This is a genomic window from Pseudonocardia sp. Ae150A_Ps1 (assembly GCF_001932315.1).
Classification (GTDB): Bacteria; Actinomycetota; Actinomycetes; order Mycobacteriales; family Pseudonocardiaceae; genus Pseudonocardia.
Genome location: NZ_MCIJ01000001.1, coordinates 3434890 through 3458536, shown reverse-complemented (window position 1 = coordinate 3458536; position 23647 = coordinate 3434890). Strand labels below are relative to the sequence as shown.

Here is a 23647-nt window from a genome sequence, read left to right as displayed (position 1 = left end):
GAGGATGCGTGAGCTGTTCAACCTGCCCGACGTGGGCGAGGGACTGACCGAGGCCGAGATCGTCGCGTGGCGGGTGTCGCCCGGCGACACCGTCGCGGTGAACGACGTGGTCGTGGAGATCGAGACGGCGAAGGCCGCGGTCGAGCTGCCGTCACCGTGGGCCGGGACGGTCGGCGAGCTGCTGGCCGAGCCGGGGGCGACCGTCGAGGTGGGCACGCCCATCATCGCGATCGACACCGCGGGATCCGGTGCGCCGGCCGGCGGGGCCGGGCCGCCGGATGAGGGTGGCGCGAAGATCGGCGAGGCCGGGAAGGACGGCCGGATCGCGACGCTCGTCGGCTACGGGCCGCGGCAGGGTGCGGTGAAGCGCCGGCCGCGGCGGGGCGCGGGCGGCGGCGACGCCGGGACCGCACCTGCCCCGGCGGAGGCGCCGGCCGGGGCCGCGGCGGCCGCCGCGGTGGGGCCCGACGAGGCGGCCGAGGTCCGTGCCGAGGCGACCGCGACCGGAACCGCGACCGGAACCGCGACGGGGCCGACGGCCGGGCTCGTGCCGCTCGCCCCGCCGCCGGTCCGGCTGCTGGCCCGCGAACTCGGCGTCGACCTGCGGACGGTCGCGGGGACCGGGGCGCACGGCCGGATCTCCCGGGACGACGTCCGCGCCGCGGCGGCATCTACCGCCGTGCCCACCGCGGTGCCCGCCGGTGGGTCGTCGACGGCCGCGTCGCCCGCCGCAGCCGCGCCCGCCGCACCCGCGCCGGCCGCAGCCGCACCCGCCGCCGTGCCGCCGGCTGCGCAGCCGCCGGCCGCGGCGGCCCGCCCGGCCGGGGCCGGGGACCGGCGCGAGCCGATCCGCGGCGTCCGCAAGGCGACCGCGGCCGCGATGGTGTCCAGCGCGTTCACCGCCCCGCACGTCACGGAGTTCCTCGACGTCGACGTCACCGCGACCATGGCGCTGCGCGAGCGCCTGAGGTCCTCCCGGGAGTTCACCGGGGTCCGGCTGACCCCGCTCGCGTTCGTCGCGAAGGCGGCCTGCCTCGCGGCGGGCCGCACCCCCGCGGTGAATGCCAGCTGGGACGAGCGCGCCGGTGAGATCGTCTACTACGAGCGCGTGCAGCTCGGGATCGCCGCAGCGACCCCGCGCGGCCTGGTCGTGCCCAAGATCCGCGACGCCGACCTGCTCGACCTCCGCGGGACGGCCGAGGCGCTGGGCACGCTGACCGAGACCGCCCGGGCCGGGAAGACGGCCCCGGCGGACCTGGTCGGCGGCACCTTCACGATCACGAACGTGGGGGTCTTCGGGGTCGACACCGGTACGCCGATCCTGAACCCCGGCGAGGCTGCGATCCTGGCCGTCGGCTCGATCAAGCCGGCACCGTGGGTGGTCGACGGCGAGCTGGCCGTCCGCACGGTGTGCCGGCTGGCGCTGTCGTTCGACCACCGGCTCGTCGACGGGGCCGAGGGATCCCGGTTCCTGGCCGACGTCGGGTCGCTGCTCGAGGATCCCGGTATCGCCTTCACCTGGTGATCGATCTGTGATCGTTCCGGAGAATTCGGGTGATCCGGGAGCAGAACGGCGTGCTCGTGCGTTCTACGGGCATGCCGTTCGTGCTGCTCTACGTCGTGCTCGAGGTGGTGGCGATCGCCGGGCTGATCGCCTGGATCGGGCTGGGCTGGACGTTGCTCGCCCTGCTCGCCGGTTCGGTGCTCGGTCTGCTGCTCGCCCGCAGTGAGGGTGCCCGCGCCGCCCGCGCGCTGGCCACCGCGGTGCAGCGCGGGAAGCTGGCGCACGAGGAGGCGACCGACGGCCTGCTCATCGCGATCGGCGGTGTCCTGCTCTTCGTACCGGGCCTGATCACCGACGTGCTCGGCCTGGCGCTGGTGTTCCCGCCGACCCGCGCACTCGCCCGGCGCCGCATGGTGGCCGCGGCGGAGCGTGCCGCCCCGGGCCTGCGCACCGCGCGGATCCGGTACGGCGCGACCGTCGTCGACGGCGAGACCGTGGTGGACGGCGACACCGTCACGGAGGAGCGCCGCCGGCCGGGCGCCGTTCCGCCGAGGATCACCGGGCCGGTCGTCGACGGCGAGGTCGTCGAGGGCGAGATCGTCGACGGTGGGGACCGCCGGGACCGCTGAGCGGCAGGGGCGGCACGGGGCCGGGAGTACGGCGGGGGCGGTCGGGGCCACCCCCGCCGACGATCACCAGCCGGGCCGGGCTCCGGCGAGGAGACTGCGCAGCCCGTCCAGCGGTCGGCGACGCTGGGTCGTCGAACGCTGAGTGATCGGGCGCATCCGCAGTGTGGAGTGGTGCGTCTCGGTGGCGCGGTGCCGTCCACGACGTCGGTTCACGGCACTTCCTTCCGGGGCAGGGCGGGGCGACCGGATCGTCCCGATGTGAAGTGTCGCCGGTCGTCGCAGGTCACGGAAGGCTCACCGGCCGAGGCCACCGGATCGTGACGACAGCGATGTGATTCACCCCGCGGGTACGCACCGACCGTTCCCGGATCGCCGGGCCGGGGTCCCCGGAACCGGGACCGGCGCGGTGAGCAGTCACGTTCCGTGAACAGTGCGGACGGTGGCGGCCGGGCCGGGTGGTGACCCTTTCCGTGGAATCGCTGCCCGGGGAAGCGAATTCGCAGAAGAGGCGCCGTCGAAAGGCGGCGCGGTCCCGTCCGGCACTGGGCCGGCCGGGTGGATCGGGGCGACACGCCGTGCGCCCGTCGTCGCCGTCTACGGAATCCGGAAGACCGCCGGATACCGTCGGTCCATGGATCCGGTGCGCAACCCGTTCGCCCCCGGGGCCGGGCAGCGCCCGCCCGAGCTGGCCGGACGGGACCGCGAGGTGGACGCCTTCGAGATCGTCCTCGAGCGGGTCGCGCGGGGCCGTCCGGAGCGGAGCCTGGTGCTCACCGGCCTGCGCGGCGTCGGGAAGACGGTGCTGCTCGGCGAGCTCCGCTCGATGGCGATGCACGCCGGGTGGGGCGCCGGGAAGATCGAGGCCCGGCCGGACGCCGACCTGCGCCGTCCGCTCTCCGCCGCCCTGCACCGCGCGATCCGCGACCTCGCGGTCCGGCACCGCGCCCCGGAGCGGATCGACGAGGTGCTCGGCGTGCTCAAGGCGTTCGCGCTGCGGTCGTCGCCCGAGGGCACGAAGCTGCGCGACCGCTGGCAGCCGGGCATCGACGTCCCGGTGCGCAACGGGCGGGCCGACTCCGGGGACGTCGAGATCGATCTCGTCGAGCTGTTCACCGAGGTCGCCGAGCTGGCGCAGGACGTCGGTTCCGGCATCGCCCTGCTCATCGACGAGATGCAGGACCTGCGGCCGGACGACGTCTCCGCGCTCTGCGCCGCCTGCCACGAGCTGTCCCAGTCGCGGGTCCCGCTGGTGGTCGTCGGCGCCGGGCTCCCGCACCTGCCCGCGGTGCTGTCGGCGTCGAAGTCGTACTCCGAGCGGCTGTTCAAGTACTCGCGGATCGACCGGCTGGATCGCAAGGACGCCGACTTCGCGCTGCTCGCACCCGCCGAGCGGGAGGACGCGACGTTCGACCAGGACGCCCTCGACGATCTCTACCAGCGGTCGGGCGGCTACCCCTACTTCGTGCAGGCCTACGGCAAGGCGGCCTGGGACGCGGCCCCGACGAGCCCGATCGGTCCCCGCGACATCGCGATGGCGGCGCCGGAGGCGGAGGCCGAGCTCGCCGTCGGGTTCTTCGGGTCCCGTTTCGAGCGCGCCACCCCCGCCGAGCGCGAGTACCTGCGCGCGATGGCGGAGCTGACCGACGGCGAGGACCTGCCCGTCGACACGGCCGGCGTGGCGAAGCACCTCGACCGGCGGGCGTCGTCGCTCTCGCCGTCGCGGGACAGCCTCCTGAAGAAGGGCCTCGTCTTCTCCGCCCAGCGCGGGCAGATCGCCTTCACCGTGCCGCACTTCGGGCGCTACCTGCTCGCCAACGCCTGACCCCCCGACTACTCCGGACGAGTGAAAACAAGTTGCGGTGTAACAGGACGGCGTGTGGTCGCGAAATCTCTGATGAGCCCCGCGGCGCCACCGGACCCCCGACTCGGTCGCGCCGCGGGGCGTTCCACGTTCGGGACCGGTCGTCACGACCCCCGGGCGCTGCCGGGCGCGTCGGCGCCGGGCCGTAGCATCGGCCGGGTGGTCGAGCCCAAACTCGAGATCCAGATGCTCCATGACCGGGTCATGATCAAGAAGATCGAGGGCGCCGGTGAGCGACGGAGCTCGGCCGGAATCGTCATCCCGGCAACCGCACAGGTCGCCAAGCGTCTTGTCTGGGGAGAGGTCGTGGGGGTGGGTCAGCACGTGCGCACGGTGAAGCCGGGTGATCGTGTCCTCCTCGCGCCCGAGGACCAGTACGAGGTCGAGGTCGGCGGGGTCGGACACCTGGTGATGCGCGAGCGGGACCTGCACGCGGTCGCCTCCGAGGCGTCCGCCGAGCACGGAACCGGTCTCTACCTCTGACTCCTGCACGTCGCCCTCCCGAGGGTGCGGCGTGGCCCGGTACGACGGCAGTGCGGAAAGGAAGTCCCAGGTCATGCCCGAGCGTCAGTCCCCGCCCGGAGAGGCCGCCGACCAGCCGGTGACCCCCGCACCGGAAGCGGGAACGGGAGACCGCGGCACGGCCGGTGAGGCCCCCGCCGCCACGGGAGAGCCGGTCCGCCCGGTGATGCCCGACCGTCGTCCCTCGCCCGGCCCGCAGGCCACGAACGACGCCGGTGCCGCGCGCCCGTCCCCGTCGCCGCGTCCGGCGGACCCCGCCGCGGCCGCCGACGGTGCACCGCCCGCCTCGCCCGCCGCCCGCTCGGTCGCCGGTCAGGCGGTCGACCCGGAGGCCGATCCGGCCGCACGCGCCGGAGGAGCGGCGCCGGTCGCGGATGCCGTCACCCCCACGGCCTCGCAGCCGGGTGCGGGCCGGCCCGGCGGCGCCGAGGGCGCCCCCCAGGGCGACGGCGCCACCCGTCCCACGCCGACGTCCCGCCCGTCCCCCGGCCCGGTCGCACCGACCACACCGGTCGCACCGACCACACCGGTCGCACCGACCACACCGGTCGCACCGGCTGCACCGGCTGCACCGGCTGCACCGGCCACACCGGTCGCACCGGCTGCACCGGCCACACCGATCGCACCGGCTGCACCGACCGCACCGGCCGCGGCGCCCGGCGCCGCGGGAGCAGGAGCCACCGGAGCGGGAGTCGCGGGAGCAGGTGCTGCCGCAGGAGCGGGCGCCGCCGCGGCCGCGGCCGGCGCGGACACGACCCGCACGCCCGCCGGACCGGGCGCGGAGCAGCCCACCGTGGCCGGCGCCCCTCCGCAGGCCCCCGGCGCGGCGACGAACGGTTCGGCCGAGGACACGGTCCGCGTCGCCCCGCTGAGCGAACAGAACACCCAGGTCATGCCCCGGGTCGCGGCCGCGCAGGCCGGAGCGGGCGACCCCGGCGAGCGCACCGAGCGGATCCAGACGGCCGGGACGGCCGTCTTCGGCGGTGCCGCGGGCGCCCCCGGCCCCGGTGGCCCGGGCGGCCCCGACGACCCCGGTGCGGGCGGTGGCCAGGGTGACGGCGGTTCCGGTGACGGCGACGGCGGCTCCGGCCGCACGCGCCCGACCGGGCTGATCGTCGCCGCGGCGGTGCTCGGTGTGCTGGCCCTCGGCTACGTCGGTGACCTCGTGTTCTCCTCCGGGAGCGTGCCGCGCGGCGTCGTCGTCGCCGGTCAGGAGATCGGCGGGCTGTCCCGTTCGGCCGCCACCGAGAAGCTGCAGGCCGCGATCGAGCCGCGTTCGTCGGCGCCGGTCCCGGTGCAGGCCGGTGAGATCCGGAGCGAGATCGACCCGAAGGCCGCCGGCCTGCAGGTCGACTACGCGCGCACCCTGGACGAGGCCGGCCAGCAGCCGCTGAACCCGATCACCCGGATCTCGTCGTTCTTCACGACGCGCGACGTCGAGATCGTCAACTCCGCCGACGACCGCGCCGTGCGCACCGCGCTCGAGCAGATGGCGCCGCTGGCGCTCAAGGAGCCGAAGGAGGGCTCGATCGAGTGGCAGGGCGTGGAGCCCACCCCGGTCGCGCCGGAGCCCGGCCAGCAGCTGGACGTGGACGCGGCCGTCGGGGTCGTCGAGCAGCAGTGGGCGTCCGGGCAGCCGGTGCAGCTCCCGCTGATCATCGAGCAGCCGGAGACCACCCCGGCCGACGTGCAGCAGGCCATCGACGAGGTCGCGAGGCCCGCGGTGTCCGGCCCGCTGACGATCACCGGCGAGGGTGCGAACGCGACGGTCCCGCCGGAGGACATCGCCAAGGCGCTGAGCTTCACCGCGGACCCGGAGGGCGCCGCGAAGCTGAAGCCGGTCATCGCGAACAAGACGCTCGAGGACTCGGCCAAGCCGCAGCTCGCGAGCACCGAGAAGCCCGGTGTCGACGCCCAGCTGGACTTCGCCGCGAACCCGCCGCGGGTCATCCCCTCGCAGGACGGCCGCGGGATCGACTACGACGCGACGTTCACTAGCGTCCTCCCGATCCTGACCGGGGAGGGCCCGCGCCAGGTCGCGGCGGTCTACGCCCAGAAGCCTGCCGAGATCACCACCGCGGACCTGGAGTCGCTCGGCAACGCCGGAGAGATCAGCACCTTCACCACCGGCGGGTTCGCCGCGGACTCGGGTCAGAACATCCGGCGGGCCGCCGAGATGATCGACGGCCAGATCGTCCAGCCCGGCGAGACGTTCAGCCTGAACGGGGTGACCAACCCGCGGAACGCGTCCAACGGCTACGTCGAGGCCGGGATCATCGAGGATGGCCATCCGGCGCGCGGCGTCGGCGGCGGTGTCTCCCAGCTCGCGACGACGCTGTACAACGCGTCGTACTTCGCCGGCATGACCGACGTCGAGCACAAGGAGCACAGCTACTACATCAGCCGCTACCCGGTGGCCCGCGAGGCGACGGTCTTCGACAACCTGATCGACGTCAAGTTCCGCAACGAGGGCCCGACGGCCGTGCTGATCAAGACGGCCTGGACGCCCAGCAACGTCACCGTGACGTTCCTCGGCCAGAAGATGTACGACGTGACCTCCGAGACCGGTCCCCGGACCAACCCCACGGAGCCGCAGCTCGTCACCATCCCGCCGGGGCAGCCGTGCAGCGCCAGCAAGGGCTCCCCGGGCTTCACCGCGACGGACACCCGGACGATGCGCAACGTCCAGAGCGGGGAGACCCAGAGCGAGACCCGGACGGTCAAGTACAACCCTCAGCCGATCGTGCAGTGCGGCGGCTGATCCGGTGACGATCTCCGCCAGAGGCTGACGAGACCCACGTCATGTTCGTACCCTGATCTCTCCGACGCAGCGACGCGAGGGATCGGGGTACGCCATGCGGATCGCGGACGTTCTGAAGGGCAAGGGCAGTGCGGTGACGACGGTGTCACCGGACGAGGCGGTCACCGAGGTGCTGCGCTTCATCACCGAGGGGAACCTCGGCGCGCTGCCGGTCGTCGACGGTGAACGGATCGTCGGCATCGTCTCGGAGCGGGACGTGGTCCGCCGCCTGCACCAGCAGGGCGGGGCGATGCTGAACGCCCGGGTCTCCGAGATCATGACGGCGGAGGTCGTCACCTGCTCGCCGGACGACGGCGTCGGTGATCTCGCGAAGATCATGACGGAGCGGCGGGTCCGGCACCTGCCGGTCGTCGTGGACGGTGTGCTGTCCGGGATCGTGTCCATCGGTGACCTGGTCAAGGCCCGGATCGACATGCTGGAGCAGGAGCGAGAGCAGCTCGAGAGCTATATCGCCCAGTAGGTACCGGGCAGAAGAAAGGGCCCCGGGCGGGGAGTCCGCGTCCGGGGCCCTTCCGTCTCCCGTGCGACTAGAACGCCGCCTCGTCCAGCTCCATCAGCGCGTTGTCGGCGCCCTCGACGATCGCCTTGTCCGAGGTGAGCCGCGGCAGGACGGTCTTCGCGAAGAACGACGCGACCCCGGCCTTGCCCTCGTAGAACGCGCGGTCCTTGGCGGAGACGCCGTCGGTCCCGAGCGCCTCGAGCGCGACCGACGCCTGGCGCAGCAGCAGCCAGCCGACGAGCAGGTCGCCGACCGCCATCAGCAGCCGGACGGTGTGCTGCCCGACCTTGTAGAGGTTCTTCACGTCCTCCGCGGAGGCGTACAGGTACCCGGTCAGTGAGCCGAGCATCCCCTGCACGTCGGTGAGTGCGGTCCGCAGCAGCTCACGCTCCTCCTTCAGCCGGCCGTTGCCCGCGTCGGAGTCGATGAACGCCTGCACCTCGCCTGCGACGTGCGCGAGTGCCTGGCCGTTGTCCCGGACGATCTTGCGGAACAGGAAGTCCTGGGACTGGATCGCGGTCGTGCCCTCGTACAGCGAGTCGATCTTCGCGTCGCGGATGTACTGCTCGATCGCGTAGTCCTGCAGGAAGCCGGAGCCGCCGAGGGTCTGCAGCGACTGCACGAGCTGCTCGGTGGCCCGCTCCGAGCCGACACCCTTGACGATCGGCAGCAGCAGGTCGTTGACCTTCTCGGCGAGCTCGGTGCTGACGCCACCGCCCTCGTCGCCGAGGCGGATCCGGTCCTGGAAGGTGGCGGTGTAGGTGTACACCGCGCGCATCCCCTCGGCGTAGGCCTTCTGCAGCATGAGGCTGCGGCGCACGTCCGGGTGGTGGGTGATCGTGACGCGCGGCGCGGTCTTGTCCGTCATCTGCGTCAGGTCGGCGCCCTGGACCCGCTCCTTGGCGAACTCCAGCGCGGTGAGGTAACCGGCGGACAGCGTGCCGATCGCCTTGGTGCCGACCATCATCCGGGCGTACTCGATGACCTGGAACATCTGGGCGATGCCGTCGTGCACGTCGCCGAGCAGCCAGCCGACCGCCGGGGTGCCGTGCGCGCCGAAGGTCAGCTCGCAGGTCGTGGAGGCCTTGAGGCCCATCTTGTGCTCGACGTTCGTGACGAAGGCGCCGTTGCGCTCGCCCGACTCGCCGGTCTGCGTGTCGAAGTGGAACTTCGGGACCAGGAACAGCGACAGGCCCTTGGTGCCCTGCTTCGCGCCCTCGGGGCGGGCCAGCACCAGGTGCATGATGTTCTCGGTGAAGTCCTGCTCGGCCGAGGTGATGAAGCGCTTCACGCCCTCGATGTGCCAGGTGCCGTCGTCCTGCTGGACGGCCTTCGTGCGGCCGGCACCGACGTCGGAGCCCGCGTCCGGCTCGGTGAGCACCATCGTGGCGCCCCAGCCGCGCTCGACCATGATCTCGGCCCAGCGGCGCTGCTCGTCGTTGCCGTTCTTGTGCAGGATCCCGGCGAAGTTCGGGCCGGCCATGTACATGAAGACGGCCGGGTTGGCGCCGAGCATCATCTCGGCCGCGGCCCACTGCACGGAGGGCGGGATGCCCATGCCGCCCAGCTCGTTCGGCACGCCGAGACGCCACCACTCGCCGTCCCAGAGGACCTTGTAGGCGTCCTTGAGCTCCTGCGGGGTGGTGACCGAGAAGGTCTTCGGGTCGTAGACCGGCGGGTTGCGGTCGATGGTGGCGTAGTGCTCGGCGAGCGGGCCGGTGCAGACGGTGGACAGCTCGGACAGCACGCCCTTGGCGGTGTCGACGTCGACGTCGGAGAACGGCCCGGTCCCCAGGTGGTCCTGGATCCGGAAGACCTCGAAGAGGTTGAACTCCAGGTCGCGCACGTTGCTCTTGTAGTGGCCCATCTGTCCTTCACCGCCGTTCCTGCCAGGGCCGATTCCCTTACCGGCCAGTAACCGACTCCAGAGTATTACTCACCGGTAACCGAGGCAAGGCCGGGCTCTCCGCACGGCGACGCGACATGGCCGGGTGACAGGACGACCGGCGCGTCCGCCGCAGAATTTCGGACTACTGGTCGACAATCACCCGTGAGACGCACGAGGTGTGCGTGGCACGTGGGACTCGAACCGGCACCGGATCGTGCGGTGCCGCCGGAAGGGCGGACGGCGATGGGCGAACCCGACGAGCACGCCGGCCCCGGGCCGGTGCCCGCCGGGCCGGACGGTCCCGGCGCCGCGGACGCCGCCACGGGCCGCCGGCGGACGAGCCGGCGCGGGCTGCTGGTCGCCGGCGCGGCCGCGGGTGCCGGGCTCGTCGTGCCCGCCTTCGGGGGCCGTGCGCACGCGGCCGAGCCGCCGTCGCCGGTCCCCCCGCCGTCGTCGACCCGGGTGCCGGGCCCGGCCGGGATGCCGGGCCCCGCGGCCGGCGCCGGTGCGCTCGCCGAGGCGGTCCGCGCGCCCTAAATCGCCCGCTGCTCGGAGTGGGGTGCCCGCCGGCCGTCGTCGCCGCCGAAGATCTGGGACCGGCGCCCGATCCGGATCCTGGTGCACCACACGGCCGGCGCGAACACGCCGGACTTCAGCGTCCCGGCGGCGCACCGGATGGCACGCGGGATCCAGGCCTTCCACATGGACCGCAACGGCTGGCTGGACTCGGGCCAGCACTTCACGATCTCCCGGGGCGGGCACGTCCTCGAGGGCAGGCTCTACAGCCTCGGCGAGCTCAACGGCGGCCGCCGGGTCGTCGAGGGCGCGCACTCGCCGGGGCAGAACATCATCGCGATCGGGATCGAGAACGAGGGCACCTACATCGGCGTCGATCCGCCCGCGCCGCTGTGGAACTCGCTGCGCGCGACGTGTGCCTACATCTGCTCGCGGTACGGCATCGCCCCCAGCGAGCTCTACGGGCACCGCGACTACCGCAACACGATCTGCCCCGGCGATCGCCTCTACGGGATGCTGCCGCGGCTGCGGAACGAGGTCGCCGGACTGCTCGGACGACGGCTGTCGCGCACCGAGGCGACCAAGGCGACCTGGCCGTTGCTGCGCGAGGGCGACTCCGGGCCGCTGGTCGAGGCGGCACAGCTGCTGCTCCGCGACGCCGGGACGCTGCGCGGCGATCCGGACGGCCGCTACGACGACCGCACGCTCGGTGCCGTCACCGAGTTCCAGGTCCTGCACCGCGCCGAGGACGCCAACGGGCTGCTCGGCGGCGAGTCCTGGCCGGAGCTGGCACGCACCGTGCGGGCGGGCTCGGAGGGTGACGCGGCGCGTGCGGTCGAGCTGCTGGCCCGGCACCGGAAGGTGGAGAGCGTGCCGGACGTCGTCGACCACCCGGTCTGGCAGAAGCTGCTCGGCACCGGCGGGGCGCCCGTCCCGGTGGCGCAGGACCCGTCGGGCGTCGCCGACCGCTGACCGGGCGGGAGCCGCCCACCCGCTCGGACGGGTGACGCGGGCTCGCTAGTCTCCCCGGGTGCTGAACCGCTGTCCCGCCTGCGACGCCCCCGCCGCCGACCCGTTCTTCTCGGTGACCGGCCTGCCGGTGCACGGCACGGCGGTGCTCCCCGATCCGGCGTCGGCCCGGTCGGTGAGCGTCGGAGACCAGGTCCTGGTGCTGTGCGAGCGCTGCGGCACGGTCTTCAACCGCGACTTCGACGCCGGCCTGCTCGACTACACCGGCGACCACGAGGAGTCCCAGCACCACTCCCCCCGGTTCGCCGCGTACGCCGCCGAGATCACCGCGGACTGGGTGTCCCGGTTCGGGCTGGCGGGCGAGCACGTCGTCGAGGTCGGGTGCGGTTCCGGCGACTTCGCCGCCGAGCTGGTCGGCGCGGGCGTCGGCCGGGTCACGGGGATCGACCCGCACTTCGCCCCGGCACGGGTCCGTGCCGAGCTGGCGGGGCGGCTGACCGCGCTCCCCGCCGAGTTCGCCAGGGACCAGGTGGAGCCGGGTACGGCCGCACTGGTCTGCCGGCACACGCTCGAGCACATCCCGGCGCTGGCCGCGTTCGGTGCCGAACTGCGCGCGGGTCTCGTCCGGGGCGGCGGGCGGGCGCTGCTGGCCGAGGTCCCGGATCTCGGCCGGATCCTCGACGAGGGCGCGTTCTGGGACCTGCAGTACGAGCACTGCTCCTACTTCACCCCGGCGACCATGCGCACCTTCCTGACCGGGGCGGGATTCTCCGACCCGGCCGTCCGGCTGACCTACGCCGACCAGTACGTCGTCGCCGAGGCAGGGCCCGACGGCACGCCGGGCACACCGGAGCTGGAGCCGCACCTGCGCGAGGCGCTGCACGACGCCTGCCACGCCTTCGCCACCCGGGTCCGGGAACAGGTCGGGCGGTGGCGGGTCTGGCTGGGCGAGCGCGCCGCGGCCGGGGACGAGGTCGTCGTGTGGGGTGGCGGGGCGAAGGGCCTGACCTTCCTCAACGTCGTCGAGGGCGACAGCGGCCTGTCCGGTGTGGACGGCCCGGCGCCGGGGGCGGTGCAGGCGGTCGTCGACATCAACCCGGGGCTCCAGGGGCACTACATGGGCGGTCTCGGGCTGCCGATCCGCGCGCCGAAGGACCTCCTCGACGCACCGCCGCGGTCGGTGCTGCTGATGAACCCGGTCTACATCGGAGAGGTGCGGTCCACCCTGGACGAGCTGGGCCTGGGATCGACGGAGCTGCTGGCGGTCTGACCCGGTGCGCCGTCAGCCGTCCCGGCGGGCCTCCGCCCGCAGGACACGGACTGCACGGACCAGGTCTTCCCGCATGCGATCCGCCGGCTCGATCCCCGTCCCGGCCAGCACCATCGCTCCCGAGAACAGCAGCCGGGCCGCGCGGCGTGCGTCGCCGGTCAGGTCGTCGCCGCAGGCCCGGTCGAAGCGCAGCTCGAAGTCCTCCACCACCGAGTTCCTGACCCGGCGCACGTCCGGGTCCCGGCCCAGGAAGACGGCGCGGAGTGCGGTGTCCAGGGCCGTCCCACCGGCGAGCCCGGCGACCAGGTCGTCGACGAACCGGGCCAGCCGCTCCTCCACCGGCGCGCCGGGGCCGGTGGGGTCCTCGTCCGGTGCTGCCCGGAGGTGGGTCAGGAACACCGCGGACAGCAGGTGCTCCTTCGATGCGAAGACCTTGTAGGCCGTCGCCGGGGAGACTCCGGCCCGTCGGGCGACGCGGCGGACGGTGAGGGTCCCCGACCCGTTCTCCGCCAGCTCGGCGGCGCCGGCCGCCAGCAGGCCGTCCCGGGTGGCCGGGGTGACCTCGCTGCGCCGGGAGATCTCCACGGGGCGAGGGTAGACGGTCGACCGAGAGACGACCCCGTTACCTGGGGTAGCACCCTGATGGGTTAACGTGCGCCGCTGAGTGGACAGGTGTCCATTCAGCTGTCCGATCCCGACGAGGGGAGAGCCGGATGCAGGCGATCAGCCGCCGGTCGGTACTTGCCGGGGCCGCCGCCACCGGGCTCGGCCTGCTGGGGGCCGGCGCCGCGGCCGCCGCTCCCGGTCGTGTGCCCGTCCGTCGCGAAGAGCACCGGGTCGTCGTGGTCGGCTCCGGGTTCGGCGGCGGGGTGACCGCCCTGCGGTTCGCCGAGGCGGGCATCCCGGTGACGGTGCTCGAGCGCGGCCGTCGCTGGCCGACCGGCCCCGACGCCGACACGTTCCCCCGCCCGACCCGCACCCCCGACGAGCGGATGATCTGGATGGGGTCGGTCACCGACCCGCTCGACGAGCAGACGACACCGCTGTCGCTGCTGCTCGGCGGCCTCGGCCGGGGCACCCCGCTGGGGGCGCTGGGCCGCTACGTCGGTGTCCTGGAACGGGTCTCCGGCGTCGGCATGGACACGTTCTGCGCCGCCGGGGTCGGCGGCGGGTCGCTGCTCTACCAGGGCATGTCGCTGCAGCCGACCCGGGAGCTGTTCGAGACGACGATGCCGTCCGATCTGGACTACGGCCTGCTCGCGCGCGAGCACTACCCGCGGGTCGCGCGGATGCTCCGGCTGGCCACCGCACCGGACGAGCTGGTCGAGAGCCCCACCTACGCCGCCGCCCGCGCCTTCTGCCACAACGCCGAGGCTGCCGGGTACGACGTCGAGAAGATCCCGATGCCCATCGACTGGGACTTCGCACTGCGCGAGCTGCGCGGCGAGATGGCGCCGTCGTACACCAACGGCGACTGCGCATTCGGTGTCAACAACGGCGGCAAGCACTCGGTCGACGTCACCTACCTGGCTGCGGCCGAGGCGACCGGCCTCGTCACCGTCGCCCCGCAGCACCAGGTCACCGACGTGGCCCGGACCGCGGACGGCCGCTACGAGGTCCACGTCGACCGGATCGCGGCCGACGGCACCGTCCTGGAGAGGAAGATCCTCACCACGACCGCGCTCGTGCTCGCCGCGGGCACCGCCAACACCAACCGGCTGTTGCTGCGGGCCCGCGAGCAGGGGACGATCCCGGATCTCCCGGACGCCCTCGGTGAGAACTGGGGCACCAACGGCGACCGGATCTGTACCTGGACCTCGCTCACCGACGACTTCGGATCGCCGCAGGGCGGACCGGTCGTCTACGGCAGCAAGGACTGGTCCGACCCGGCGACGGCGAACACCGTCATCCAGGCATCCCTGCCGCCGTTGCCGGACCTGCGCACCACGATGACCGTGGGCTACGGGGTCAGCGAGGGCCGCGGCCGCTACCGGTGGGACCCGGTCCGCGGGGAGGCCGTCCTGCACTGGCCCCCGGACGGCGACGCGGCACTGACCCGCCGCATCCACGAGCGGATGAACCGGATCATCGGTCCCGGCGGGGTCCTCCTCGACACCACCTACGTCGTCCCCACCACCTGGCACCCGCTGGGCGGTGCGTGCATCGGCACGGTGTGCGACGCCGCCGGCAGGGTGTACGGGCAGCGCGGTCTCTACGTCCTCGACGGATCGCTGATGCCCGGGACGACCGCGGCCTGCAACCCGTCGATGACGATCGCCGCCGTCGTCGAGCGCGCCACCGACGAGCTGGTGGCCGCCGACGCCGGCACGGTCTTCTAGGACACCGGCCTCACGGCGCCGCCAGCCGGCGCACGACGGCCAGGTCCTCCTCCGTCGCGACGTGCAGGTTCCCCGGGTCCCCCGCGACCGTCACCACCCGGTGTCCGAGCGCGGCGAGCATGCCCGAGTTCTCCACCGGGCGGGGCGCGTCGGCGTGCGCGGCCCGCAGCACGTCCGCCCGGAACGCCTGGGGCGACTGCGCCAGCCAGGTGTCCTTCTTGGGCAGCGTCTCCACCACCACGCCGTCCTCCACCCGCTGCACGACCTCCAGCATCGGGATCACCGGCACCGCACCGTCGGCACCGGCCCGCACCTCGGCGACGGCGTCGGTGAACAGCCGGTCCGCGGCGAGCGGGTGCGCCGGGTCGGCCAGCACCAGCACCGACGCCGAGTCCGGCACCACGGCCAGCGCGTTGCGCAGCGATGCCGACTGGTGGTCCCCGCCGACGGCGAGCAGGTCGACGGGCTCGCCGTCCCACACGACCCCGGGCGGCAGCACGAGCGCGACCCGGTCGCAGGTGCGCCGTGCGGCGGCGACCGTGTGGTCGACCAGCCGGAGCCCGGCCAGCTCCTCGAGCTGTTTCAGCCGCCCGTAGCGGGTCCCGCTGCCACCGGCCAGCACGATCGCCCACACCTCGTCGACCACAGGGGTGATCCTGCCCGGACCCCACAGGTCTCCCGCGGCCGCACCCGATAACCTCGGCCACTCCCCGATCGGGGGACGGGCGAGGAGGTTGCGTGAGCACAGCGGCACCGACCGGGACCGCACCGGGAACCGGCCCGCTCGCCGGTGGCCCGGTGTCGATCGCGCTCGTCCGCGCGGTGGCCGATGACCCGTCCGCCCCGCGCACCGTCGCCGTCGGCGGGCCGGCCGGGTCGGGCAAGTCCACCGTGCTCCGCGCGCTCGCCCGGACCTGGGCCGACGCCGGTGCGGACGTCGTCGAGGGGGTGCCCGGCGGTGCGCCCGACCCGTCGGCGGTGGTCGTCGTCGACGATGCGCACGAGCTCGGCGACGGCGAGCTGGGCGCGCTGCGTGAGCTGGCAGGGCGCCCCGGGGCACGGATGCTGGTCGCGTTCCGGCCCTGGCCGCGCGGGCGGGCGCTGGCCCGGCTCGGCGCCGTCCTCGCCGCCGGTGCCCCGCCGCTGGTGCTGGGCTCCCTCGACGCCGCCGGGGTCGCCGCGCGCGCGGTGCGGGTCACCGGGGAACGGATCACCGACGAGACGGTCCGCGCCGTCCTGGAGCGCACCGCGGGCTCGCCGATGCTGGTGGACCGGCTGCTGGCCTCCGGCGCGACGATCGGTGCGGTGCCGGCCGGGCTGGCCGAGCAGATCGGCTACGTCGTCGACGCCGAGGACCCGCGTGTCGTCGACCTCGTGACCGCGACCGCGCTCGGCGCGCCGTCCGACAGCGAGGTGCTGGTGCCGCTGCTGGGCCTCGCCGACGCCGCCGGGTCGGGCATCGACGAGCTCGACGAGCTGGTGCAGCGCGCCGCCGCGGCCGGCCTGTGCACCCCCGACGGCCGGGTGGTCCCGCTCGTCGGCGAGGTGGTGCGGGGACGGGTCGCGCCCGCCCGGCGCACCGAGCTGCGGCGCTCGCTGGCCGAGATCGAGCTCGATCGCGGGGGGAGCGTGCTCGCCGTCGCCCGGATGCTGCGCGGCTCGGGTGCGACCGGCGACCGGGCGGCCGCGGTGTTCGCCGCCGCGGCGGCCGAGGCCGCCCGCTCCGAGCACCCCGACGCCGTCCGGTTCTACGCCGAGGCCGTCGCCGCCGGGACCCCGCCGCTGGCCGTGGCCGCCCACCGGGCGGCGTCGCACCTGGTCGCCGGGGACCTCGACGGGGCGCTCGGTCACGCCGACGCCGTGCTCTCCGCGACCGACGCCGTCGAGCCCGACGACGCCGTCCGTGCCGGGTCGGTGGCCGCCGCGGTGCTCGCGCGCCGCGGCCTGCTCGCCCGCAGCGCGGAGCTCTACCGGTGGACGGCGGCGGTGGCCGGTGAGGGCATGCCCGCCGCGGCCGTCCCGGTCCTGATCGGGACCGGCGCGCTGGCCGAGGCCCGCGAGGTCGTCGACGGCGCGGGCGGGTTCGTCCCGGGCCGGGCTCCGACCCTCGTCGACGGGGCCGACGACCTCACCGCCCGCGGCATGCTCGACTCGGTCCAGGGTTCCCCGACGGCGGCGCTGTCCGGTCTGGCGCGTGCCGCAGGGTTGCTGGAGAGCGCGCACGGTGCGGCGCTGCTGCCCGACACCCCGGCCGCGCTCGCCGCGCTGGTCGCGGTGCACACCGGTGAGTTCGACGTCGCGTCCTCGGTGCTGGACCGTGCCCTGCGCACCGGGCTCGGCGGCGCCCCGGCCCGGCCGCGGCACCGGCTGCTGCTGGGCTGGATCGCGTTGCTGCGCGGGGCGACGGGGCCGGCGGCCGAGCGGCTCGCGGCCGTCGACACCGCGAGCGGTGACCGCCCGCTGGAGCCGCGCGACGAGTTCCTGGCCGCGTCGCTGCAGGTCGCGATCGCCCGCCGCAACTCCGACGTCGGCGCGCTCATGCGGTCCTGGACCCGGGCCAGGCAGGCGATCGTGCGGCACCCGGTGGACCTGTTCGTCCTGCAGCCGCTCGGCGAGCTGGTCACCGCGGCGACCCGGCTGCGCGAGGAGAGCTGGGTCCGCCCGCACCTCGACGAGGCGACCGCGCTGCTGGACCGGCTCGGGCGTCCCGCGCTGTGGGGGGCACCGCTGCACTGGGCGCAGCTGCAGGCGGCCGTCATGGTCGACGACGTCGACACCGCCCGGGCCCACACCGAGGCCCTCGAGCGGGAGGCGGGTGGAAGCCGGTTCGCCCACGCCATGGCCGCCGCGGCGCCGCACTGGGTCGGGGTGCTGGAGAACCGGATCGACGCGGCGGCCGTCGAGGAGGCGGCCCGCGGGCTGCACGCGGTCGGCCTGTCGTTCGACGGCGGCAGGCTCGCCGGGCAGGCGGCGCTGCGCACCGACGACCGGCGTGCCGTGTCCGCGCTGCTGGCCTGTGCACGGGCGCTGCAGGCGGCCGGAGCGGACGTGCGGGCCGCCCCCGCCGAGGACGCCGGTCGCGCGGAACCCGTCCCCGCCGGGCCGGGCGGCACCGCGGCGCCGTCCGTGCCACGGGGGAGCGAGCCCGCCGCGCCCTCCCCCGCCACACCGGGGAACGGGACGGGCGGCACCGGGGAACCGGGCGGCAACGGGAGCGCGGAGCCGCCGTCGCTGCTGTCCGAGCGGGAGCTGGAGGTCGGCGAGCTCGTCGTCCAGGGCCGCACCCAGAAGGAGATCGGCGAGGCGCTCTTCATCTCGGCGAAGACCGTCGAGCACCACGTCGCGCGGATCCGGCAGCGCCTCGGCGCCGGCAGCCGCAGCGAGCTGCTGGACGGACTCCGCCGGATCCTCGAGGACCGCCGAGGCTAGTGGTGCACCGGGGCCGCGAGCAGGCCCTCGCAGCTGCGCACCACGATCCGGGCCGCCTCCGCCGACGCCCGCCCGGTCAGCGGGCTCTCGGCGCGCCTGCGCCAGCGGCGCAGCGCGTCGGCGGCGGCGTCGCGGACGTCGCGCGGGCCCGCGCCGTCGTCGAGACCGAGCCGGGCGACCGCGGACCCGCCGTCGCCACCGAGCAGACGCTCGGCGTCGGCGAGTGCCTCCGCCGGAAAGACGATCTTCCCGGCGCGCAGGTCGGACAGCGCCCGCAGCTCGACGAACTCGTGCGCCCCCGCGAGGATCCGCTCCACCTCGGCGCGCAGCGCGGCCGTGGCGGGTCGCGGCTCGCGGGTCAGCACGAGATCCACGGCCAGCAGCGCCGACCGGGACTTGAGCAGGTCCCGCCGCTCGGAGAACTGGGTGTCCAGCACCCGGCGCAGCTCGTCCAGGCCGGAGCGGCGGACGAGGTCGTCGGCCAGCGCGGAGGGGTCCTTCACCCCCTGGCGGATCAGCGTGCTCGCCAGCCGCACCCCGAACAGGCCGAACCGTTCGAGCAGCCGGACCCGGGTGGCGGAGTCGGGCCGGTCGAGCTCGGTGCGCCCGAACCGGTCCGCCGAGAGCAGCAGCGCCTCGACGTCGGCCCGCGGCAGCGCGGCCAGCTCGGAGAGCGCGACGAACTCGTCTTGCCGCATGGTCCGGGCCGTCTCGGCGACCAGCCCGGCGACGGCGACGACGGTCTGGCACAGGCCGCGCAGCTTGTCGTCGCCGCGGTAGCGGCGCGCGATCCGGCGCGCCGAGGTGAGCGCGTCGAGCCGCCCGACGCCGATCTCGTCGGCCCGGGACAGCACGGCGATCGTGTTGACCGGCGTCGCGCGGGCGACGCCGCGGTCGTGGAACGCCTCCAGGAACCGCACGTCACCGGCGTGCAGGTGGCGCATCAGGTAGACGACGGCGTCGGCCGGGGACGGCGCGTCCTCCGGGGTGAGGAACTCGCCGGCCCGGGCCGAGATGTCCGACGACAGCGACGCGATCCCCGGGGTGTCGATCAGGTTGGTGCGCCGCAGGTGCTGCGACGGCCAGTCGACGAGCAGCCGGTCCACGTTCTCGACCGGTGTGCCCTGGAGGTCGATCCGCAGCGCGCCGTCCCGGCGGGACAGGGTGAGCGGGCGCTCCGGGCCTCCGCCGCGGGGCCGCATCCGGACGCCGGGGGCGGCGGCGTCGGCGTACCAGGTGACGATCCGGGTGCACTCGCCCGCGTCGGTGGTGGCGATCCGCTCCCCGACCAGCGCGTTGAGCAGCGTCGACTTGCCCGCCTTCACCTTGCCGGCGATCGCGACGCGCAGCGGCTCGTCGAACCGCTCCAGGTGGTGCCGCAGCCATCCCGCGGCCTGCGGCGAGTCGCCGTAGACGTCGAGGGTGTTCCGCAGCAGCGCGCGGGTCTGGTCGGTCAGCGCGCTCACGACGACGCCTCCACGGTCGCGGCGAGCGAGCGGGCCCGCTCGGCGAGCCCGCCGACCCGCTCCAGCTCGGCCTCCAGGTCGGCGACCCGCTTCTGCCGCTCCTTGTCGTCCTTCATGGCGGTCTGGGCGGCCGTGACCGACTCCTTGAGGGACTCCGAGAGCTCCTCGGCGAGCACCGTGAAGTGGTCGCGGAGCTCGCGCTGGATCTGGCGCAGGTTGTCCCGGGAGTCCTTCCCGACCTGGAACGTGACCTCGTCGATGTGCCGGCGGACGGCGTTCTTGGAGTCGGCCTGCCTGCGCTGCACGAGCCGCTTCTTCTCGTCCCGGACGGTCTTGGCGCCGAAGAGCAGCCCGGCGCCGATGGACAGCGGGTTGAGCAGCGCGAACCCGGCGAACGTCGACGCCAGGCCGAGCATCAGCAGGCCGCCGTAGCCGCCGCGCATCCCGACGAACAGCTTCTGGCCGGGGCCGAAGTTCTCGCTCGCCGGCAGCTCCAGCGCGTCGACCTTCCCGGCGACCGCGCCGCCCGCGATCCGGAGATCGGGCAGCTGGACGTCGATGTCCTCGGCGAAGTGGTCGGCGACCTGCTCGGCCAGCCAGCGGGCCCGTTCGGTGGTCCACACGAAGTTCTGCGCGACGGCGTGCGAGACCTGCTTGTGGAACCACTCCGCGAACTGCTCCCAGATGTCCGCCGGGTCGGCGTCCTCCAGCAGCTGCTCGGCGTCGCGGGACACGGCGCGGAGCCGGTCCCGCAGGTCGTACTCGATGTCGGCGATCAGGTCGGCGACGCCGTCGTTCAGGCTGGTCTGCCAGCGCGCCGACCGCTGCCGCAGCGCGTCGACCCGGGACCGGGCCGCCTCGAGGTCCTTCGCCAGCGCACCCGCCTTCTCCGGGGCGTTCTGCGACATCAGCTCGGCGCGCATGCTCGACTCGAGCGACTGGCAGGTGACGAGCACGTCCTGGCTGGTCGAGCGGCGGCTCAGGTCGTCGGCCCGGGACACGACCTTGCGCAGCAGGAAGCTCACCAGCGCCTGGAAGCCGGACTCGGCGATCAGGTCGAGGTCCTGGGTACGGGCCGCGTGCAGCCGCAGCGCCGACGACACCGGCAGCAGATCGGCCTCGATCCGGGCGTTCCGCAGGTGGCCCTCGTCGAGCTCCACGATCCGCCGCCAGTGCGGGTAGAGGTCGGTCTTGGTGACCACGCACGCGACGTTCGGGCACAGCTTGCGGGCGGCCTGCAGGAAGTCGATCTCCGGCGAGGTGTACTCCTGGCTGGCGTCGGAGACGAGCAGGACGGCGTCCGCGGTCGGCAGCGCCGACATCGTCGCCGCCCCGTGCGCGGAGCCCAGCCCGCCGACGCCGGGGGTGTCGACGAGGACGAGCCCGCTCTGCAGCAGCTTTCGCGGCAGGGTGACCTCGGCGCGGGTGAGACCGGACCGGTTGCCGGGGTTGCCGCCCTCGGAGACGTGGTCGGCCAGCTGCTCCAGCGGGACGGGCGTGCGCTCGGCCCGCTCATCGCCCGCCTCCTCACGGACCAGGGTGACGGTGGTGTCCTCACCGAACCGGACCAGCGTGGGGACGGCGGTCGCGATGTCGTCGTCGACCGGGCAGACGGTCGCGTTGACCAGCGCGTTCACCAGCTGGCTCTTGCCCTGCTTGAACTCGCCGACGACGAGCACCCGCACCGCGGGGTCGGTCAGCCGGGTCTTGGCCTGGGTCAGCCGAGGCGTGAGATCGGGGCGGTCGTAGGCGGAGACCGCTTTCAGGGCCAGGTCGACGAGGCCGACCGCCTCCGGTACCGCCACGTGCCGACGCCCCCCACATGCTCGTGCTCCGGAGCGGTCCGGGTACCGCTCGTCACGTTCCTGTCATGGATACACGAACGCCATCGGCCCTGGTCACCCACGTGGGGGTGACCAGGGCCGATGGGCCGTGCGGCCCAGCGCACTGCTCCGGAGAGCAGGTGCGACATCCTATCCCGAAGAAGGGATCAGAGGATGTCGACCGCCAGGTTCGCGTTCACGTCGTTGTGCGACAGCAGGTCGTTGTGGGTCTCGCTGTTGTCGACGACCGACGTGTCGTTGTCCTGGCTGAAGTCCTGGTTGTAGGAGTCCGAGACGTCGGTCGAGGTGCTGGTGTTCGTCTCGGTCTCGTTGAACGAGCCGGTGGCGTCGTGCGAGCCGGAGGCGTTGCCACCGACCGCGACGGCCGAGCCGTCGTCGGCGGAGACGTCGCCGACCGTGGTGGCGTCGCCGTCGCCGAAGGCGATCGTGTTGTCGTCGCCCTTCACCACGTTGTTGCCGTCGCCGACGACGTTGTCGTCGCCGGTGGTGATGGTGGAGTCGGAGATGTCCCGGCCGGCCGCGACCGAACCGTCACCGGATGCGACGACCGAGTTGGTCTCGATGTCCTGGCGGAAGTCGCCGCCGCCGGTGTCGATGTTCTGGTTGATCGAGTTGTCGACGATGGTGTCGCGGTCGTCGACGTTGTAGGTGTAGTGGTTGTTGGTCACGTACTTGTCGAGGTACTTGACCGGGTCCTCGCCGTGCTCGACCGGCGGGGGCGGCGGGGTGTGGTGGCCGCCGCCGGAGTGGCCGGAGCCACCGGTGTTGTAGCTGCGGTCGAACGACACGTCGTCGTTGTCCTGGGCCAGGACGATCGCGTCCCGCACGTCGTCGGCGGAGACCTCGGACAGGCCGCACTGGGCGAGCAGGCCCTGCGGGTCGTCCTTGAACTCGGCCAGCAGCTTCGGGTCCTTCAGCAGGTCCAGGATGAACTGGATCAGCGACTTCTCAGCGGACATCACGCGCTCCTCGGAAGGTGTCGTCGCGCTCGGGCGCGCGACGGAGGTTCGGAAGGGGGGAGGTGAGCGGGCCGGTGTCGGGAACCGGCCCGCTCACCGGGCGGGTGGGCCGGATCAGGCCTCGACGCCGAGGTCGATCGAGTTGTGCGAGCCCACGTGGGTGTGGGTCTCGCTGTTGTCCTCGAAGCGCGAGTCGTTGTCCTGGCTGAAGTCCTGGTTGTACGAGCCGTCGATCGAGGTCTCGTTCGTCGTGGTCGTGGTGGTCTCGTTGAACGAGTTCGTGGCGTCGTGCGAGCCGGAGGCGTTGCCACCGATGGAGACGGCGGAGCCGTCGTCGGCCTTGACGTCGCCGGTGCTGGTGGCGTCGCCGGAACCGAACGCGATGGTGTTGCCGTCGCCCTTGACCACGTCGTTGCCGTCGCCCACCACGTTGCCGTTGCCGGTCGTGGTCGTGGAGCCGTCGATGTCGCGGCCGGCGGCCACCGCGCCGTCGCCGGAAGCGGTCACCGAGTTGGTCTCGATCGACTGGCGGAAGTCGCCGCCGCCGGTGTCGATGTTCTGGTTGACCGAGTTGTCGACGATGGTGTCGCGGTCGTCCACGTCGTACGCGTAGAAGTTGTCCGTGACGTGGACCTTCTCGCCGGCGGCGTGGTGGTGGCCGCCCTCCTTGCCGCCGTCCCACTTCCAGCCGCCCTTGCCGCCGTCCCAGTCGAAACCGGTGTCGTAGTTGCGGTCGAAGGAGACGGTGTCGTTGTCCTGGGCGATCAGGACGGCGTCGCGGACGTCCTCGGCGGTCAGGTCGCCCAGGCCGTAGTGCTCGAGCGCGGCCTGCGGGTCGTCCTTGAACCAGTCCCGGAGCTGGATGTTCTCGTCCTTGTCCGGGCCGAGGCCCAGGAGCATGCGGACGAACTCGATCAGGGTCACGTCGTGGGCGTGGTCGGCCATGGTCGCCTCCGGGGCTTCGGTGGTTACCGGCTCGAGGGCGTCGGCCGGTGTTGACGAGAAAGCTAGGCAGACCGGACGCGACGGCCATCGGGGATCGTTCCGGGTCCCGATGGGGGCCCCTAGGGGATCGCTCCCCCTCTGCGAATTGCTGCGCCGCACGGGCTAACGCCGGGGCGGCAGCGATCG

18 protein-coding genes are annotated in these 23647 nt (G+C 73.8%); 11 read left to right on the top strand and 7 right to left on the bottom strand.

Features of this window, described 5'->3' with window-relative positions; all coding sequences use genetic code 11:
* Positions 1-4 precede the first annotated feature (4 nt).
* The 6 genes from Ae150APs1_RS16085 to Ae150APs1_RS16060 all read left to right on the top strand — a co-directional run bounded on the left by Ae150APs1_RS16085 (position 5) and on the right by Ae150APs1_RS16060 (position 7797).
* A complete protein-coding gene (locus Ae150APs1_RS16085; protein ID WP_075298633.1) occupies positions 5-1525 on the top strand; it encodes a dihydrolipoamide acetyltransferase family protein in 1521 nt (506 codons plus the stop codon).
* A gap of 29 nt (positions 1526-1554) precedes the next feature.
* Positions 1555-2133, top strand: a complete 579-nt coding sequence (locus tag Ae150APs1_RS16080; RefSeq protein ID WP_249266356.1) for an FxsA family protein — start codon at positions 1555-1557, stop codon at positions 2131-2133.
* A 631-nt stretch (positions 2134-2764) separates the two neighbouring features.
* Entirely contained in the window at positions 2765-3955 is a 1191-nt protein-coding gene (locus Ae150APs1_RS16075) for an ATP-binding protein (RefSeq protein WP_075298631.1), read from the top strand.
* Positions 3956-4153: 198 nt separating this feature from the next.
* A complete protein-coding gene (locus tag Ae150APs1_RS16070) occupies positions 4154-4477 on the top strand; it encodes a co-chaperone GroES (RefSeq protein ID WP_010236182.1) in 324 nt (107 codons plus the stop codon).
* A gap of 73 nt (positions 4478-4550) precedes the next feature.
* Positions 4551-7277 (top strand): VanW family protein, encoded by a 2727-nt coding sequence (locus tag Ae150APs1_RS16065; RefSeq protein ID WP_170918096.1) that lies wholly within the window; start codon positions 4551-4553, stop codon positions 7275-7277.
* A 94-nt stretch (positions 7278-7371) separates the two neighbouring features.
* Positions 7372-7797 (top strand): CBS domain-containing protein, encoded by a 426-nt coding sequence (locus tag Ae150APs1_RS16060; protein WP_010229623.1) that lies wholly within the window; start codon positions 7372-7374, stop codon positions 7795-7797.
* 67 nt (positions 7798-7864) lie between these two features.
* Here the strand turns inward: Ae150APs1_RS16060 and Ae150APs1_RS16055 are convergent, their stop codons facing one another.
* Positions 7865-9703 carry an acyl-CoA dehydrogenase gene (locus tag Ae150APs1_RS16055; protein WP_010229621.1) on the bottom strand — a complete coding sequence of 613 codons (1839 nt, stop codon included), beginning with the start codon at positions 9701-9703 and terminating at the stop codon, positions 7865-7867.
* Positions 9704-9967: 264 nt separating this feature from the next.
* Between Ae150APs1_RS16055 and Ae150APs1_RS16050 the strand changes: the two genes are divergently transcribed.
* Genes Ae150APs1_RS16050 through Ae150APs1_RS16040 form a run of 3 tightly spaced genes read left to right on the top strand, consistent with a single transcriptional unit; the run spans position 9968 to position 12479 of the window.
* On the top strand, positions 9968-10261 hold the full coding sequence (locus Ae150APs1_RS16050; protein ID WP_075298629.1) for a hypothetical protein: 294 nt from the start codon (positions 9968-9970) through the stop codon (positions 10259-10261).
* Positions 10262-11212, top strand: coding sequence for an N-acetylmuramoyl-L-alanine amidase (locus Ae150APs1_RS16045; protein WP_349289908.1), 951 nt, complete (start codon positions 10262-10264; stop codon positions 11210-11212).
* A 58-nt stretch (positions 11213-11270) separates the two neighbouring features.
* Positions 11271-12479, top strand: coding sequence for a class I SAM-dependent methyltransferase (locus Ae150APs1_RS16040; RefSeq protein ID WP_075298625.1), 1209 nt, complete (start codon positions 11271-11273; stop codon positions 12477-12479).
* Between the two features lie 12 nt (positions 12480-12491).
* Here the strand turns inward: Ae150APs1_RS16040 and Ae150APs1_RS16035 are convergent, their stop codons facing one another.
* On the bottom strand, positions 12492-13064 hold the full coding sequence (locus Ae150APs1_RS16035) for a TetR/AcrR family transcriptional regulator (protein WP_075298623.1): 573 nt from the start codon (positions 13062-13064) through the stop codon (positions 12492-12494).
* A gap of 128 nt (positions 13065-13192) precedes the next feature.
* On the opposite strand from Ae150APs1_RS16035, the gene Ae150APs1_RS16030 reads away from it, so the two are divergent.
* Complete coding sequence (locus Ae150APs1_RS16030; RefSeq protein ID WP_075298622.1) at positions 13193-14818, top strand: GMC oxidoreductase; 1626 nt, start codon at positions 13193-13195, stop codon at positions 14816-14818.
* Positions 14819-14828: 10 nt separating this feature from the next.
* Here the strand turns inward: Ae150APs1_RS16030 and Ae150APs1_RS16025 are convergent, their stop codons facing one another.
* Complete coding sequence (locus tag Ae150APs1_RS16025; protein WP_010235791.1) at positions 14829-15464, bottom strand: 2-C-methyl-D-erythritol 4-phosphate cytidylyltransferase; 636 nt, start codon at positions 15462-15464, stop codon at positions 14829-14831.
* Between the two features lie 92 nt (positions 15465-15556).
* Between Ae150APs1_RS16025 and Ae150APs1_RS32845 the strand changes: the two genes are divergently transcribed.
* A complete protein-coding gene (locus tag Ae150APs1_RS32845; protein WP_075298621.1) occupies positions 15557-18247 on the top strand; it encodes a LuxR C-terminal-related transcriptional regulator in 2691 nt (896 codons plus the stop codon).
* Here the strand turns inward: Ae150APs1_RS32845 and Ae150APs1_RS16015 are convergent.
* The 4 genes from Ae150APs1_RS16015 to Ae150APs1_RS16000 all read right to left on the bottom strand — a co-directional run bounded on the left by Ae150APs1_RS16015 (position 18244) and on the right by Ae150APs1_RS16000 (position 23461).
* Positions 18244-19713: a dynamin family protein gene (locus Ae150APs1_RS16015; RefSeq protein WP_075298619.1), complete on the bottom strand. Its 1470-nt coding sequence runs from the start codon at positions 19711-19713 to the stop codon at positions 18244-18246. The genes Ae150APs1_RS32845 and Ae150APs1_RS16015 overlap by 4 nt on opposite strands.
* Positions 19710-21518, bottom strand: coding sequence for a dynamin family protein (locus tag Ae150APs1_RS16010; RefSeq protein WP_075298617.1), 1809 nt, complete (start codon positions 21516-21518; stop codon positions 19710-19712). Before Ae150APs1_RS16010 ends, Ae150APs1_RS16015 begins: the two co-directional genes overlap by 4 nt.
* Positions 21519-21703: 185 nt before the next feature.
* Positions 21704-22516 (bottom strand): IniB N-terminal domain-containing protein, encoded by an 813-nt coding sequence (locus Ae150APs1_RS16005; RefSeq protein WP_010223740.1) that lies wholly within the window; start codon positions 22514-22516, stop codon positions 21704-21706.
* Positions 22517-22630: 114 nt separating this feature from the next.
* Complete coding sequence (locus tag Ae150APs1_RS16000; protein ID WP_075298615.1) at positions 22631-23461, bottom strand: hypothetical protein; 831 nt, start codon at positions 23459-23461, stop codon at positions 22631-22633.
* Positions 23462-23647 lie beyond the last annotated feature (186 nt).

Bases quoted from the DNA above. Each gene is read 5' to 3' on its own strand.
- Ae150APs1_RS16030 (WP_075298622.1), top strand. From the start codon at position 13,193: ATGCAGGCGATCAGCCGCCGGTCGGTACTTGCCGGGGCCGCCGCCACC.
- Ae150APs1_RS16065 (WP_170918096.1), top strand. From the start codon at position 4,551: ATGCCCGAGCGTCAGTCCCCGCCCGGAGAGGCCGCCGACCAGCCGGTG.
- Ae150APs1_RS16050 (WP_075298629.1), top strand. From the start codon at position 9,968: ATGGGCGAACCCGACGAGCACGCCGGCCCCGGGCCGGTGCCCGCCGGG.
- Ae150APs1_RS16075 (WP_075298631.1), top strand. From the start codon at position 2,765: ATGGATCCGGTGCGCAACCCGTTCGCCCCCGGGGCCGGGCAGCGCCCG.
- Ae150APs1_RS16000 (WP_075298615.1), bottom strand. From the start codon at position 23,461: ATGGCCGACCACGCCCACGACGTGACCCTGATCGAGTTCGTCCGCATG.
- Ae150APs1_RS16005 (WP_010223740.1), bottom strand. From the start codon at position 22,516: ATGTCCGCTGAGAAGTCGCTGATCCAGTTCATCCTGGACCTGCTGAAG.
- Ae150APs1_RS16060 (WP_010229623.1), top strand. From the start codon at position 7,372: ATGCGGATCGCGGACGTTCTGAAGGGCAAGGGCAGTGCGGTGACGACG.
- Ae150APs1_RS16085 (WP_075298633.1), top strand. From the start codon at position 5: ATGCGTGAGCTGTTCAACCTGCCCGACGTGGGCGAGGGACTGACCGAG.
- Ae150APs1_RS16055 (WP_010229621.1), bottom strand. From the start codon at position 9,703: ATGGGCCACTACAAGAGCAACGTGCGCGACCTGGAGTTCAACCTCTTC.